Source organism: Amycolatopsis sp. cg9 (genome assembly GCF_041346945.1).
Classification (GTDB): Bacteria; Actinomycetota; Actinomycetes; order Mycobacteriales; family Pseudonocardiaceae; genus Amycolatopsis.
Genome location: NZ_CP166850.1, coordinates 9,381,138 through 9,393,558 on the forward strand (window position 1 = coordinate 9,381,138; position 12,421 = coordinate 9,393,558).

Annotated in this window: 13 protein-coding genes; 7 read left to right on the plus strand and 6 right to left on the minus strand. The window is 74.2% G+C overall.

Annotation, left to right across the window (positions count from 1 at the left end):
- Positions 1-93: 93 nt before the first annotated feature.
- The 3 genes from mdlC to AB5J73_RS43015 are packed head-to-tail and all read left to right on the plus strand — an operon-like array spanning position 94 to position 4,324.
- On the plus strand, positions 94-1,668 hold the full coding sequence (gene mdlC, locus AB5J73_RS43005) for a benzoylformate decarboxylase (RefSeq protein ID WP_370965041.1): 1,575 nt from the start codon (positions 94-96) through the stop codon (positions 1,666-1,668).
- A 2-nt stretch (positions 1,669-1,670) separates the two neighbouring features.
- Positions 1,671-3,098 carry a benzaldehyde dehydrogenase gene (locus AB5J73_RS43010; protein ID WP_370965043.1) on the plus strand — a complete coding sequence of 476 codons (1,428 nt, stop codon included), beginning with the start codon at positions 1,671-1,673 and terminating at the stop codon, positions 3,096-3,098.
- Between the two features lie 11 nt (positions 3,099-3,109).
- Positions 3,110-4,324, plus strand: a complete 1,215-nt coding sequence (locus tag AB5J73_RS43015; RefSeq protein WP_370965045.1) for an MFS transporter — start codon at positions 3,110-3,112, stop codon at positions 4,322-4,324.
- Here the strand turns inward: AB5J73_RS43015 and AB5J73_RS43020 are convergent.
- Positions 4,321-4,491 carry a hypothetical protein gene (locus AB5J73_RS43020; RefSeq protein ID WP_370965047.1) on the minus strand — a complete coding sequence of 57 codons (171 nt, stop codon included), beginning with the start codon at positions 4,489-4,491 and terminating at the stop codon, positions 4,321-4,323. The two genes, AB5J73_RS43015 and AB5J73_RS43020, sit on opposite strands and share 4 nt — an antisense overlap.
- A 372-nt stretch (positions 4,492-4,863) precedes the next feature.
- Positions 4,864-5,472 carry an HSP18 transcriptional regulator gene (locus tag AB5J73_RS43025; RefSeq protein ID WP_370965049.1) on the minus strand — a complete coding sequence of 203 codons (609 nt, stop codon included), beginning with the start codon at positions 5,470-5,472 and terminating at the stop codon, positions 4,864-4,866.
- Between the two features lie 94 nt (positions 5,473-5,566).
- Here AB5J73_RS43025 and AB5J73_RS43030 point away from each other — a divergent pair, with 94 nt between their 5' ends.
- A complete protein-coding gene (locus tag AB5J73_RS43030) occupies positions 5,567-6,349 on the plus strand; it encodes an ANTAR domain-containing protein (RefSeq protein ID WP_370965051.1) in 783 nt (260 codons plus the stop codon).
- Here the strand turns inward: AB5J73_RS43030 and AB5J73_RS43035 are convergent.
- The gene (locus AB5J73_RS43035; RefSeq protein WP_370965053.1) at positions 6,346-6,792 is read right to left on the minus strand and encodes a nitroreductase family deazaflavin-dependent oxidoreductase; all 447 of its coding nucleotides are present in this window, start codon (positions 6,790-6,792) and stop codon (positions 6,346-6,348) included. The genes AB5J73_RS43030 and AB5J73_RS43035 overlap by 4 nt on opposite strands.
- Positions 6,793-6,886: 94 nt before the next feature.
- On the opposite strand from AB5J73_RS43035, the gene AB5J73_RS43040 reads away from it, so the two are divergent.
- On the plus strand, positions 6,887-8,137 hold the full coding sequence (locus tag AB5J73_RS43040) for an amidase family protein (RefSeq protein WP_370965055.1): 1,251 nt from the start codon (positions 6,887-6,889) through the stop codon (positions 8,135-8,137).
- Positions 8,138-8,144: 7 nt separating this feature from the next.
- Positions 8,145-8,966, plus strand: a complete 822-nt coding sequence (locus AB5J73_RS43045) for a MerR family transcriptional regulator (protein ID WP_370965057.1) — start codon at positions 8,145-8,147, stop codon at positions 8,964-8,966.
- Here AB5J73_RS43045 and AB5J73_RS43050 read toward each other — a convergent pair.
- Complete coding sequence (locus AB5J73_RS43050; protein WP_370965059.1) at positions 8,929-9,288, minus strand: ArsR/SmtB family transcription factor; 360 nt, start codon at positions 9,286-9,288, stop codon at positions 8,929-8,931. The genes AB5J73_RS43045 and AB5J73_RS43050 overlap by 38 nt on opposite strands.
- Before the next feature lie 54 nt (positions 9,289-9,342).
- On the opposite strand from AB5J73_RS43050, the gene AB5J73_RS43055 reads away from it, so the two are divergent.
- The gene (locus AB5J73_RS43055) at positions 9,343-10,329 is read left to right on the plus strand and encodes a cation diffusion facilitator family transporter (protein ID WP_370965061.1); all 987 of its coding nucleotides are present in this window, start codon (positions 9,343-9,345) and stop codon (positions 10,327-10,329) included.
- 75 nt (positions 10,330-10,404) lie between these two features.
- On the opposite strand, the gene AB5J73_RS43060 is transcribed toward AB5J73_RS43055, so the two are convergent.
- Positions 10,405-11,595, minus strand: a complete 1,191-nt coding sequence (locus AB5J73_RS43060) for an MFS transporter (RefSeq protein ID WP_370965063.1) — start codon at positions 11,593-11,595, stop codon at positions 10,405-10,407.
- Positions 11,592-12,374 carry a DeoR/GlpR family DNA-binding transcription regulator gene (locus AB5J73_RS43065; protein ID WP_370965065.1) on the minus strand — a complete coding sequence of 261 codons (783 nt, stop codon included), beginning with the start codon at positions 12,372-12,374 and terminating at the stop codon, positions 11,592-11,594. The genes AB5J73_RS43060 and AB5J73_RS43065 overlap by 4 nt, the downstream gene beginning before the upstream one ends.
- Between the last annotated feature and the right edge of the window lie 47 nt (positions 12,375-12,421).

The following is a 12,421-nucleotide window of genomic DNA, read 5'->3' on the forward strand; positions in this document are numbered from 1 at the left end:
GATCCCATCTATGAACGACCACGGCAACATTTATTGGAGCACAGCCCGGTGACCTCCCTAGGGTCTGGTCAACCCGCCCGAGAGGACCCGCGCATGCCCACCGCCCGCCGGCTCGCCCACGAGTTCCTGGACCGCCGTGGCCTGACCACGATCTTCGGCAACCCCGGCTCCAACGAGCTGCCGTTCCTGGCCGAGTTGCCGGAGCACTTCCAGTACGTCCTCGGCCTGCACGAAGGCGCCGTCGTCGGGATGGCCGACGGCTACGCCCAGGCGACCGGCCGCCCGGTGCTGGTCAACCTGCACGCCGCCGCCGGGTCGGGCAACGCGATGGGCGCGCTGACCAACGCCGTCTACTCGCGCTCGCCGCTGGTGCTGACCGCCGGGCAGCAGGTCCGCTCGGCCATCGGGCTGGAGGCGATGCTCGCCAACGTCGACGCCACGCAGCTGATGCGGCCGCTGGTCGGCTGGTCCGGCGAGCCGAGCTGCGCGGAAGACGTCCCGCGGTCGCTCGCGCAGGCGGTGTTCGAGGCCGAGCTGCACCGGCGCCCGACCTACCTGTCGGTCCCCTACGACGACTGGGCCGCCGAACTGCCCGCGAACGCCGCCGTGACGCTGGACCGGACCGTCCGAAGAGGACTGTCACCGAGCGGGGACCAGCTCGACGAGCTGGCCGCGGCACTGGCCGGGGCGAAGAACCCCGCGCTGGTGCTCGGCGGCGACGTCGACGCCACCGGCCTGTTCGACCGCGCCGTCGCCCTGGCCGAGCACCTCGGCCTGCCCACCTGGGTGGCGCCGTCGCCGCACCGGCTGCCCTTCCCCAACCGGCACCCGCTGTTCCGCGGCGTGCTGCCCGCCGGCATCGCGCCGATCTCGGCCGCGTTCACCGGGCACGACCTCGTGCTGGTGCTCGGCGCGCCGGTGTTCCGCTACCACCAGCACGTGCCCGGCGCGTACCTGCCGGAGGGCACACGGCTGATCCAGGTGACCGACGACTTCGGCGCCGCGACCCGCGCCCCGATGGGCGAGGCGCTCGTGGCCGACCCGGCGCCGGTGATCGAGGCACTGCTCGCGAAGCTGCCCGCGCGGTCCTCGGCCGGCGAGTTCGCCGCGAACCCGGAGCCCAGGACCGGCTCGGCGGCGCTGCACCCGGAGCAGGTGTTCGCCGCGCTGCGCGAGACCCAGACCGGCGACACCCGGTACGTCGTCGAATCGACGTCGACGAACTCGGCGTGGTGGCGGCAGATGGACCTGCGCCGCGAGGGTTCGTACTTCTTCCCGGCCGCCGGCGGGCTCGGGTTCGGCCTGCCCGCCGCGGTCGGCGTCGCCATGGGCAGCCCGGACCGGCCGGTCGTCGGCGTCATCGGCGACGGCTCGGCGAACTACGGCATCACGGCGTTGTGGAGCGCGGCGCACTACCGCGTCCCGGTCACGTTCGTGATCCTGCGCAACGGCGTCTACGGCGCCCTCCGGTGGTTCGGCGAGCTGCTCGGCACACCGGACGTGCCGGGCACGGAGATCCCGGGCCTGGACTTCACCGCCATCGCCGCCGGCTACGGCGTCCCCGCCACCACCGCCACCGACCTCGGCGACCTGCACGACCAGCTCAAGTCGACCCCGGACGGCCCGCGGCTGATCCAGGTCGACACCGAACCGACCACACCGGAGTGATCATGACCTTGCTGGACAACGAGTTCGTGCGCGGCAGCGGCGGGACCCACCGGGTCGTCGAACCGGCCACCGGGGAAACCTTGGGTGGCGTGGGCATCGCGACGCCGGACGACGTCGTCGAAGCGGCGGCCGCGGCGGCGAAGGCCCAGCGCGACTGGGCGCGGCGCAAGCCGGCCGAGCGCGCCGCGGTGCTGCGCCGCGCCGGTGAGCTGTGGGAGGCGCACGCCGCCGAGGTGCAGGACTGGATCGTCCGCGAAGCCGGTTCGACGCGGCCGAAAGCCGCGATCGAGACGGAGATGGCGGCCGGGATCTGCTTCGAGGCCGCGGCCCTGCCCACGTACCCCCTCGGCGAAGTGCTGAGCACCGGCGAGCCCCGCTGGTCGCTGGCGCGACGCCAGCCGTGCGGTGTGGTTTCGGTGATCTCGCCGTTCAACTTCCCGCTGATCCTGGCGATCCGCTCGGTCGCGCCCGCGCTGGCGCTCGGCAACGCCGTGCTGCTCAAGCCGGACCTGCGGACCGCGGTGTCCGGCGGGGTGAGCATCCTGCGCGTCTTCGAAGAGGCCGGTCTCCCGGAAGGGCTGCTGCACCTCCTGCCCGGTGACGCCGCCGTCGGCGCCGCGGTCGTCGACGCGCCCGAGGTGTCGGTCGTGTCGTTCACCGGGTCCACCGCGGCCGGGCGGAAGGTCGGCGAAGCCGCCGCGCGCTCGCTCAAGCGCGTGCACCTCGAGCTCGGCGGGAACAACGCGCTCGTCGTGCTGCCGGGCGCCGACGTCGCCAAGGCCGCCTCCGCCGGTGCGTTCGGCTCGTTCCTGCACCAGGGCCAGATCTGCATGACCACCGGACGGCACCTGGTCCACGAGTCCCAAGTGGACGAGTACGCCGAGGCGCTGGCGGAGAAAGCGCGGCGGCTGCCGGTCGGGAACCCGGCCACCGGCGAGGTCGCGCTGGGCCCGATCATCGACGACCGGCAGCTCGCGCACGTCACCGACGTCGTCGACCGGAGTGTCGCGGCGGGCGCCCGCGTCCTGGCCGGTGGCAAGCCCGACGCACCGTACTACCCGCCGACCGTCCTCTTCGGACTTTCCGACTCGACGCCGGCGTGGCGCGAAGAGATCTTCGGCCCGGTGGCGCCGGTGCGCGCCTACCACGACCTCGACGAGGCCGCGCGGATCGTCAACGATTCCGAGTACGGCCTGTCGGTCGGCATCCTCGGCGACGTCGGCACCGCGATGACGCTGGCCGAGGAGGTCCGCTCGGGCAAGGTGCACATCAACGAGCAGACCGTCGGCGACGAGCCCACCGCCCCGTTCGGCGGCGTCGGCGACTCCGGCAACGGCTCCCGCTTCGGCGGGGCGAAGGCCAACATCGAGGCCTTCACCGAAACGCAGTGGCTGACCGTCCGCGCGGACATCGCGGGTTACCCCTTCTAAGGAGAACGGCAATGACGACGTCTCCCGTCCGTCCCGTGTGGACGGCGGTCCTCTGCTGGCTGACCGTCCTGCTCGAGGGCTACGACCTGGTCGCGCTCGGCGCCACCATCCCGACGCTGCTCAAGAGCGGCTACCTCGGCTTCACCGCGGCCGGCGCGACGCTGGTCGCGACGGTGTCGCTGATCGGCGTGGCCGTCGGCGCGGCCTGCCTCGGCCCGCTCACCGACCGGTTCGGCCGCCGCGGCATGCTCATCGGCTCGGTGCTGCTGTTCTCGCTGTTCACCCTGCTGACGCCGCTGGCGCCGAACGTGGCGACGTTCGGGATCTTCCGGTTCGTCGCCGGCCTCGGCCTCGGCGCGTGCATGCCGGTGGCGCTGACGGTGATGTCGGAGAACCTGCCCGCCCGCCGGCGCGCCAGTGCGAGCACGCTCACCATGACCGGCTACCACGTCGGCGCGGTGCTGACGTCGATCCTCGCGCTGGTGGTGGCCGGCGACTGGCACTGGCTGTTCTACGGCGGCGGGGCCGTCGGCCTGCTGGTGGTGCCGCTGATGTGGGTGAAGCTGCCGGAGTCGGCGGCCTACCTGGCATCGCGGGAGGACGCGACGGCCGAGCGCGTCGGACTCCGCGACCTGCTGGGCGCGCGCTTCCGGCGGGTCAGCATCGCGGTGTGGACGGGCTCGTTCATGGGGCTGCTGCTGGTCTACGGGCTCAACACGTGGCTGCCGCAGCTGATGCGGACCGCGGGCTACCCGATCTCGACGTCGATCACGCTGCTGCTGGTGCTGAACATCGGCGCGGTGCTCGGGCTGGTGCTGGCGGGCACGATCGCCGACCGCTTCGGCATCCGGCCGATCGCCCGCATCTGGTTCGGCGCCGGCGCGGTGCTGCTGGCGGCGCTGAGCCTGCGCATCGGGAACGCGTTCCTGCTGAACACGGTCGTGCTGCTGACCGGCGTGTTCGTGTTTTCCGCGCAGGTGCTGATCTACGGGTACGTCGCCCAGGTGTTCCCGGCCCGGCTGCGCGGCACGGCGCTGGGGCTGACTTCGGCGGTCGGACGGCTCGGCTCGATCCTGGGCCCGTTCGTGACCGGCGCGCTGGTCACCGCGGGGGTCGCCTACCCGTGGGGGTTCTACTTCTTCGCCGTGGTGGCCGCGCTCGGGCTGGGTGCGGTGCTGGCGCTGCGCGGGGAGTCAAGGGCCGCGGAGCCGGTGCCGGTGGGCTAGGCCGTTTCTTCCGGACGGCGGCGCATGGTGGGTTCCGGCTGCTCGGCGCGGCGGTCGGAGTCGCGCAGGACCTCGCGGGCCTGGCCTTCGGGATCCTCGCTCTCGACGGCCTGCTCTTCGGGCAGCAGCTCGGCGCGGGTTTCCGTGCGGTCGGGTGTGTCGTCCATGCGTCGCTGGTACCCGCTCGGGAGGGGTCTCAGACACGGGCTCCCCGACCGGGCGGGGTTGTCGGGGCGCGCGGCCCGGGCGGGGCGGGAGGCTTGGGCGGCGCGCGGGCAAGGCAGGCAGCCGGGCGAATCCCGGCTTACGGGCGCGCTGCGGTCCCGCTCCGCCTGAGCGGGCGCGGCCGGGCGGCGGCACGACGGAAACCCCGGCCAGCGAGCGCGCCCCGGCCGCGACGCGACGGAAACCCTGTCCACCGGGCGCGCCCCGCTGGGCTGCCCGGCCGGAGCGGGCAGGAACACGGCGAACGACAGCTGAAGCGAGCAACCGGCTGCGAGCGGCGGCACCCAGCCCGCCTCAGCCACCCGCCGCCCGGCTCACTCGCGCGCCAACCTGCGGCCGGCGGCGTCGCGGCGCAAGCGGTCGGTGTGTTCCGCGATCTCCCCCACCCGTTCCGCCAGCCCGGCGTGGTCGTCCGCCAGGTGGGGCCGGGCCGCGGCCAGGGGTGGGAGCAGCGTTGCCGGGTCGTCGTCGCCGAGGGCGGCGCCGATGCGGTCCGCGCTTTCCTGGGCCGCTGGGCTCAGGCCGTCCAGGGCGCTGACCTGGCCCGCCAGGCGGCGCAGGTCGGCGGAGTTGCGGCGGGCCCAGTCGGCCACCGCCCGGTCGCCCGCGCGGCGGTCGCGTTCCGCGCCGACCCGGGCCTCGCCCGTTCGCTCGCCCGTGTCCGATGGCTGCAGCCGCAGGTAGCGCCGCTCCGCGGCCTGGCGGCTCGCGACGCCCAGGGCCGGGGCCAGCGCCACCCAGCTCGCGCCCGCTCCCCTGGCCGCCGTGATCAGCTCCGGTTCCCAGCCCGCCAGTTCGTCCCGCAGCAGGCGAAGGCCGGCCAGTGCGGCCAGCAGCTGGTCCTGGCCCGCGGTGCCGGCGCGGGCGGCCGCGAGCACGTCGTGGATCCGGTGTACCGCGTCGGCGGGATCGGTCGCGTCCATAGCGTCATCCTTTCGACGACCCTCTTCTTGTCGTCATTTGGACGACATGCTAGAACAGAGTTGATCGAGGTTCGACCCCTTCACGGAGGGTAGCGTGCGTCCCCCAACGACGACGGGTGAGCAGGTCCCGGCGACCGCTCTGCTCGAAGAACTCCTGGAACGGATCGCCGCCGACGTGCCCGGAGCGCTCGGCGCGTCGGTGTCGGTGCACCACCGCGGCCACCTCCCCCGGGTGGCCGCGGCCCGCGGGCTGGCGGGGGTCTTCGTGCCCGCGCAGCTGAACGGGTCCGGCGGCCCGGTCGCCACCGCCGGCCACACCGGGCGGCCGGTCGTGACCGCCGATGTCTTCGCCGACGAACGCTGGCCGTCGCTCACGCTGAGCGGCCTGCTCGAGCACCACCCCGGCTCCGCCTCCGACTGGCCGCGGCTGCGCGGAGTCGCGGCGCTGCCCGCGGCCGCCTGGGACGCCGAAGGCACCTTGGTGCTGTCCGTGGCGCTCGACCGGCCGGCCACCGAGGAGACGCTGGACGTCCTGCGGCGCCACGAACGGCTCGCCGCGATGGCGCTCGTCGTCGGCGAAGCCGCCCAGCCGGACCGGATGGACCAGATGCTGGACCTCCTGCAGTCGCGGGCCGCGCTGGAGGAGGCCAAGGGCATCGTCATCGCCCTGCGGCGCTGCGACCCCGAGGAGGCCTGGACCACCCTGCGGCGGGCCAGCCAGGAGTCCAACGTCAAGGTGCGCGAACTCGCCGTCGCACTGGTGGAACTGCTCGCCGGGGCACCGGCGCCGCAGCCCGGCGGCGAGCGCACGATCCACCCGAGCGGGGCCGCCCGTGACGCCGCCGGGCAGCTGCTGCGCGTCCTGGAACGCGGTTAGGCCGCTTCGACGCGGAAGACCGCGATGCGTTCCGCCGCCGCGGCGACCCCGGCCGGTGTCGCCGCTTCGGCGAGCCCGGTCGTCACGAACCGCTTGCCCACGCTCGGCGGGCTCGTTTCGACCAGCTTCCGCAGCACCGGACGCCGTTCCTCGACCGGCAGTTCGGCCAGCCGCGCGGTGGCCGTCCGGCGGCCCCGGGTGAGTGTGACCGCCGCCGCGGCGCGGACGTTCGCCACCCAGGCCGCCTTCGGGTAGGCCTGGACGATGTAGCGGTGCCCGTCGATCGGGAGCACCGCGATGGGGAACGTGCGCGGGACGCCGGTGCGCCGCCCGGGCACGGTGAGCAGCTGCATCGGGCCGAAGGCGACGCCGAGCCGCTGCAGCCCGACCACGATCTTGTTGCCGGCGTTGACCATCCGGCGGTAGCTCTGCGCTGTTGTCATGACCCGACCGTACACCATTTCATATGAGTCTCATATGATCTGACACTCATACATCGATTGACCCTGACACCGTGTCAGGCCCTATCCCGGACGCATGACGTTCTTCCGCACCGCCACCGAGGTGGCCGCCGGCATCCGCCGGGGCGCGCTTTCGTCCCGCGAACTCACCGAGGGGCTGCTCGCCCGCATCGACGCCGACGACCTCAACGCCGTCGTCGTCACCGATCGCGAAGCCGCGCTGGCCGCGGCCGCGGCGGCCGATCGGGACGCCGCCACCGGGCCGCTGCACGGCGTGCCGATCACCGTCAAGGAGGCCTTCGACGTGGCCGGGCTGCCGACGACGTGGGGCGAGCGCGCGTTCGCCCGCCACCGCGCGGACCGGGACGCCGTGGTCGTCGAACGGCTGCGGGCCGCGGGCGCGATCGTCGTGGGCAAGACCAACGCGCACCACCTGCTCGCCGACTTCGGGCAGACCGCCAACCCGCTCTACGGGCGGACGCTCAACCCGCGCGACCGCACCCGGACGCCCGGCGGCTCCAGCGGCGGCGCAGCGGCCGCCCTCGCCGCCGGGTTGTCCTTTTTGGACTACGGCTCGGACCTGGCGGGCTCGATCCGGATCCCGGCCGCGTACTGCGGCGTCTACGGGCTCAAGCCGACCGCGGGAACCGTTTCACTGCAAGGGTTCCAGCCACCGGGAGCACCCGCACCGCGCCGGGAGTTCCCGGCCGCCGTCGGGCCGCTCGCGCGGTCGGCCGCGGATCTGCGGCTCGCCCTCGACGTGACGGCGGCCCGGCGGCTCGAACCGCCCCGCCGGACCCGGCTCGCGGACTTCCGCGCCGGCGTGGTCCTCGACGCCCCGGCCTGCCCGGTGACCGCCGAAGTGGGCGAGGTCCTGTCGGACGCCGTCGACGCGCTCGCCCGCGCGGGCGTCGGGATCCGCGAAGGCTGGCCGGAGGGCGTGGACCCGGCCGCCCAGGCCGAAGCGTTCGGCTTCCAGGTCGAGCTGTTCTTCGCGAACGGCGACCTCGACGGCGCCGTCGAGCAGGAGCGGCGGCGGCTCGCGGTCACGGCGGCCTGGGACCGGTACTTCCGGGACGTCGACGTCTTCCTCTGCCCGGCCGTCTTCACGACGGCGTTCCGCGACCTCGGCGACCGCTACGCCGACCAGGCGTTCTGGATCGCGCAGGCGTCGCTGCCCGGACTGCCGGCGGTGAGCGCACCGGCCGGCGGCGCGCTGCCGGTGGGGCTGCAGGTCATCGGCGCCGCGCACGAGGACGACACCGCGCTCACGTTCGCGGACCTCGCCGCGGCCGTCGTCGGCGGGTTCACCCCGCCTGGGGAATGATCGGGCGGTGTTCTCGATCGGCGACTTCGCCCGCCACGGCCGGGTTTCGGTGCGGATGCTGCGCCACTACGACGCGCTCGGACTGCTGCGCCCGGCCCGCGTCGACCCGGCGACCGGCTACCGCAGCTACACCGCCGGCCAGCTGGCGCGGCTCAACCGGATCGTCGCGCTGAAGGACCTCGGTTTCACGCTGGAGCAGGTGGCCACGCTGCTGGCCGACGAGGTCACGGTCGAGCAGGTGCGCGGCATGCTCACTCTGCGCCGGGCGGAGCTGGAGGCGTCACTGGCGGAAGGCGCGGCGCGGCTCGCGCAGGTCGAAGCCCGGTTGCGGACGATCGACGCGCCCGACGTCGTGGTGAAGCAGCTGCCGGCGGTGCGGGTGGTCGAGCTGACCGGGATCGCGGCGGGGTTCGCCCCGGAGTCGATCGGCCCGGTCGTCCGCCCGCTGTGCGCGGAACTCGGCCGCCGCCTGCCCGCCGCGGACGTGACCCCGGCCGGGCGGCTGACGTGTTACTACGAGCAACGCGCGGAGGACGAGGTCGTGGTGCACGCGGCACTGCCGGCGTCGATCGGCCCGGGCGACCTGAACGGCCTGGCGGTGGCGGACCTCCCGGCCACGCGCGCGGCGACGCTCGTCCACCGCGGCGCGATCGACGGCGTGCTGCCGAGCTGGCAGGCGCTGGTGCGGTGGATCGCCGACCACGGTTTCGCTTCGGCGGGGGCGCAACGGGAGTTGTACCTGGACTGCCCGGCGGATCCGGCGGGCTGGGTGACGGAGCTGCAGGAGCCGATCAGCTGGCCGGGTGGTGGGCGTGGTCGTCCGTGGTGATGTCGCGGTCCACGTGCTCCGCGTGGTGCAGTGCCTGGGCCAGGAGGCCGCGGACGTGGTTGTCCGCCGCCGAGTAGTAGACGAACGTTCCCTCGCGGCGGCCCTTCACCAGGCCCGCCAGCCTCAGCTTCGCCAGGTGCTGGCTCACCGCCGTCGGGGCCGCGCCGGCCAGTTCGGCCAGGCAGGCCACCGAGGACTCGCCCTGCAGCAGTGCCCACAGGACCTTGATGCGGGTCGGGTCGGCGAGCAGGCGGAACGACTCCGCGGCCAGGTGGACCTGCTCTTCGGTGGGCATGTCGAACTCCGGCAGCGACGCGTGCATGGCGGCAACCTTACTACTTGCGTATCTGCGTGCTTGCGCAGATAGACTGCCACCATGACCGGACCTGGCCACGGCCACGGCCACCGCCACTCGCGGTGGCGCCCGCACAGCCACGACAGCGGTGATCGCGTCGACCACGCCCTCGAGACCAGCCGCCGCGGAGTGCGCACGCTCGTGTGGTCCTTCGCCGCGTTGTTCGTCACCGCGGTCGCGCAGCTCGGGCTCGTGCTGGTCACCGGGTCGGTGGCGTTGCTGGGCGACACCATCCACAACTTCGCCGACGCGCTGACCGCCGTGCCGCTCGGCATCGCCTTCCTGCTCGGCCGGCGGGCCGCGACCCGGCGCTACACCTACGGTCTCGGGCGGGCCGAGGACCTGGCCGGCGTGGTCGTCGTGCTGGTCGTCGCGGCTTCGGCGGCCGTCGCCGGGTACGAATCCGTGGTGCGGCTGCTGCGGCCCGAGCCCGTCGGGCACCCGTGGGTGGTCGCCGCGGCCGGGGTGATCGGGTTCGCCGGCAACGAGCTCGTCGCGCGCTACCGGATCAAGGTCGGCCGCGAGATCGGCTCGGCCGCGCTGGTCGCCGACGGGCTGCACGCGCGCACGGACGGCTTCACCTCACTCGCGGTCGTCGCGGGCGCGGCCGGGGTCGCGCTCGGCTTCCCGATCGCGGACCCGATCGTCGGGCTCGGCATCACCGTCGCGATCCTGTTCGTCCTGCGCGACGCGGCGAAGGAGGTCTTCCGGCGGCTGCTGGACGCCGTCGACCCCGCGTCGGTCGAGCTGGCCGAACGCACCGCCCGTGGCGTCGAAGGCGTGCTCGACGCCCGGGACCTGCGGATGCGGTGGATCGGGCACCACCTGCGGGCCGAGCTGGCGGTGACGGTGGCGGCGGACCTGACCGTCGAAGCCGCCCACGCGCTCGCGCACCAGGTGGAACACCGGCTGCTGCACACGATCCCGCGGCTGGCCGCGGTGGTGATCCACACCGAACCGAGCGCGGGGGCGGACCGGGCGCACGAGGCCGTCGCCCACCACCACTGAGGCTGAAGGGGACGTTCGGCGCATGTCATGAGCCGAAGGGCGCTTTCCTCGCATCGGATGAGCGCACCGTCCCCTTCAGCCGACGGGCTGTTCCGCCGGCTCCGGTTTCGGGCTGAGCACCCCGGCGAACAACGCCGCCAGCACGCACAGGATCACCGGGAGCGCGAAGGTCACGTTCAGCGGCAGCCAGTGGGTCAGGCCGCCGATCACCGCCGGGCCGGCCAGCAGGCCGACGTAGCCGAGGCCGACCACCCGGGCCATCAGCGCGCCGGACGCGCGGGTGTCCAGGTTGCCCGCCGCCGTGAACAGCTGCGGGACGCCGCCCGAGAGGCCGAGGCCGAACAGCGCCCAGCCGACCAGGGACACCGGCACCCAGGGCGCCGCCGCGGCGATCGTCAGGCCCACCGCGGCGAGCGCCGCGCCGTAGCGGACGATCGCCGCCGGGCCCGCCCACGCGGCGACGCGGTCGGTGAGGAACCGGCCGGTCGTCATGGCCACCGCGAAGGCGCCGTACGCGAACGCCGCCGTCGACGCCGACGTGCCGAGCACCTTCTCCATGTGCAGCGCGGCCCAGTCGTTCGCCACGCCCTCGGACAGCATCAGCGCGAGCGCCAGCAGGCCGAGCAGCCACACCACGCGCCCCGGGGTCCGGCGGCGCCCGACCGGCTCCGGCGAATCCGCGACGACGGCCGGTGCGTCGGACGGCTCCATCAGGAACCGCGCGGACACCAGGGAAAGCACGATGCACAGCAGGCCGGTGGCAGTGAGCGTGACGCCGGTGGGTACGCCCGCGCCGAGCGTCGCGGCGCCGATGACGGCCGCGATCGCGCCGCCGATCGACCACATCGCGTGGAAGGCCGCCATGATCGGGCGCGGGTAGGCGCGCTCGACCACGACCGCGTGCGCGTTCATGCCGACGTCGATGGCGCCGTTGCCGAACCCGAACAGCGCGAGGGCGAGCCCCAGCGTCCACCACGAATCCGCGAACCCGGGCGCGCAGAGCGCGAGGCCGAGGAACACCCCCGCGGCGGGCACGAGCCGCCGGTGGCCGAGGCGGTCGACGAGCGGGCCGGACACCTGCATGCCGGCGAAAGCGGCGCCGCCGAGCACGAGCAGCAGCGCGCCCAGGGTGCTGTGCGAGATGCCGGTCGCGCGCTCGACGTTCGGGATGTGCACCACCCACATGCCCATCCCGAACCCGTTGAGGCCGAAGAACATGAAGGTCGCGAACCGGGCGGCGCGCGGGCGGGGTGGGGCGGTCGTCATCGGCTCTCCGTGGTGGTGGGGACGGCGACGTGCACCAGCACGCCGCGTTCGGTCAGCGCCGCACGTTGGTCTTCGGGGGCGCCCGGGTCGGTGATCACGACGTCCGGGCGGTCGGCGGGGCAGATGTGGGCGAGCGCGGCGCGGCCCCACTTGGCGCCGTCGGCGAGCACGATCGTCCGCGCCGACACCGCCAGTGCCTGCCGTTTGACCTCGGCGTCGGCGAGGTCGAAGGCCGTCAGCCCCGCGTCGAGGCCGAGTGCGCACGGGCTCACCACCGCCACGTCGAACCGCAGCGCCCGCAGCGAAGCCAGCGTCAGCGGGCCGACCAAGGCCTGCTCGCCCGGCCGCGGTTCGCCACCGGGCAGCAGGAGGCGGACGCCGGGCGAGTCGGCCAGTTCGCCGGCCGCGTGCAGGGACAGCGGCATCACCGTCACCGGCCGGTCGCGCAGCAGCCGCGCCAGTTCCAGCGCCGTCGTGCCGCTGTCGAGGACGATCGTCTCGCCGTCGCGGATCAGCTCCGCGGCCGCGGTCGCGATGGCCCGCTTCGCCGCGACGGCCGCCGTCGCGCGGGCCGCGAACGGGGGCTCGACGCCGGACGGGGACGCCGGGACCGCGCCGCCGTGAACCCGGCGCAGGACGCCGCGCGAAGCCAGGTTGTCCAGGTCGCGGCGCACGGTCATCTCCGACGCGCCGGTCGCCGCGGCCAGCTCGGCGACGCCCACCTGGTCGGCGTCGCGCAGCCGCTCCACGATCACCTGGTGCCGTTCCGCGCTCTTCACCCCGCGATGCTCGCAAGCCCCGCGCGTTCGCACAACCGATTTGTTCG

Coding starts and splice junctions, on each gene's coding strand:
- AB5J73_RS43050 (WP_370965059.1), bottom strand. CDS start 9,288: ATGCACGCGTCGCTGCCGGAGTTCGACATGCCCACCGAAGAGCAGGTC.
- AB5J73_RS43035 (WP_370965053.1), bottom strand. CDS start 6,792: ATGACAACAGCGCAGAGCTACCGCCGGATGGTCAACGCCGGCAACAAG.
- AB5J73_RS43055 (WP_370965061.1), top strand. CDS start 9,343: ATGACCGGACCTGGCCACGGCCACGGCCACCGCCACTCGCGGTGGCGC.
- AB5J73_RS43040 (WP_370965055.1), top strand. CDS start 6,887: ATGACGTTCTTCCGCACCGCCACCGAGGTGGCCGCCGGCATCCGCCGG.
- AB5J73_RS43015 (WP_370965045.1), top strand. CDS start 3,110: ATGACGACGTCTCCCGTCCGTCCCGTGTGGACGGCGGTCCTCTGCTGG.
- AB5J73_RS43060 (WP_370965063.1), bottom strand. CDS start 11,595: ATGACGACCGCCCCACCCCGCCCGCGCGCCGCCCGGTTCGCGACCTTC.
- AB5J73_RS43020 (WP_370965047.1), bottom strand. CDS start 4,491: ATGGACGACACACCCGACCGCACGGAAACCCGCGCCGAGCTGCTGCCC.
- mdlC (WP_370965041.1), top strand. CDS start 94: ATGCCCACCGCCCGCCGGCTCGCCCACGAGTTCCTGGACCGCCGTGGC.
- AB5J73_RS43025 (WP_370965049.1), bottom strand. CDS start 5,472: ATGGACGCGACCGATCCCGCCGACGCGGTACACCGGATCCACGACGTG.
- AB5J73_RS43010 (WP_370965043.1), top strand. CDS start 1,671: ATGACCTTGCTGGACAACGAGTTCGTGCGCGGCAGCGGCGGGACCCAC.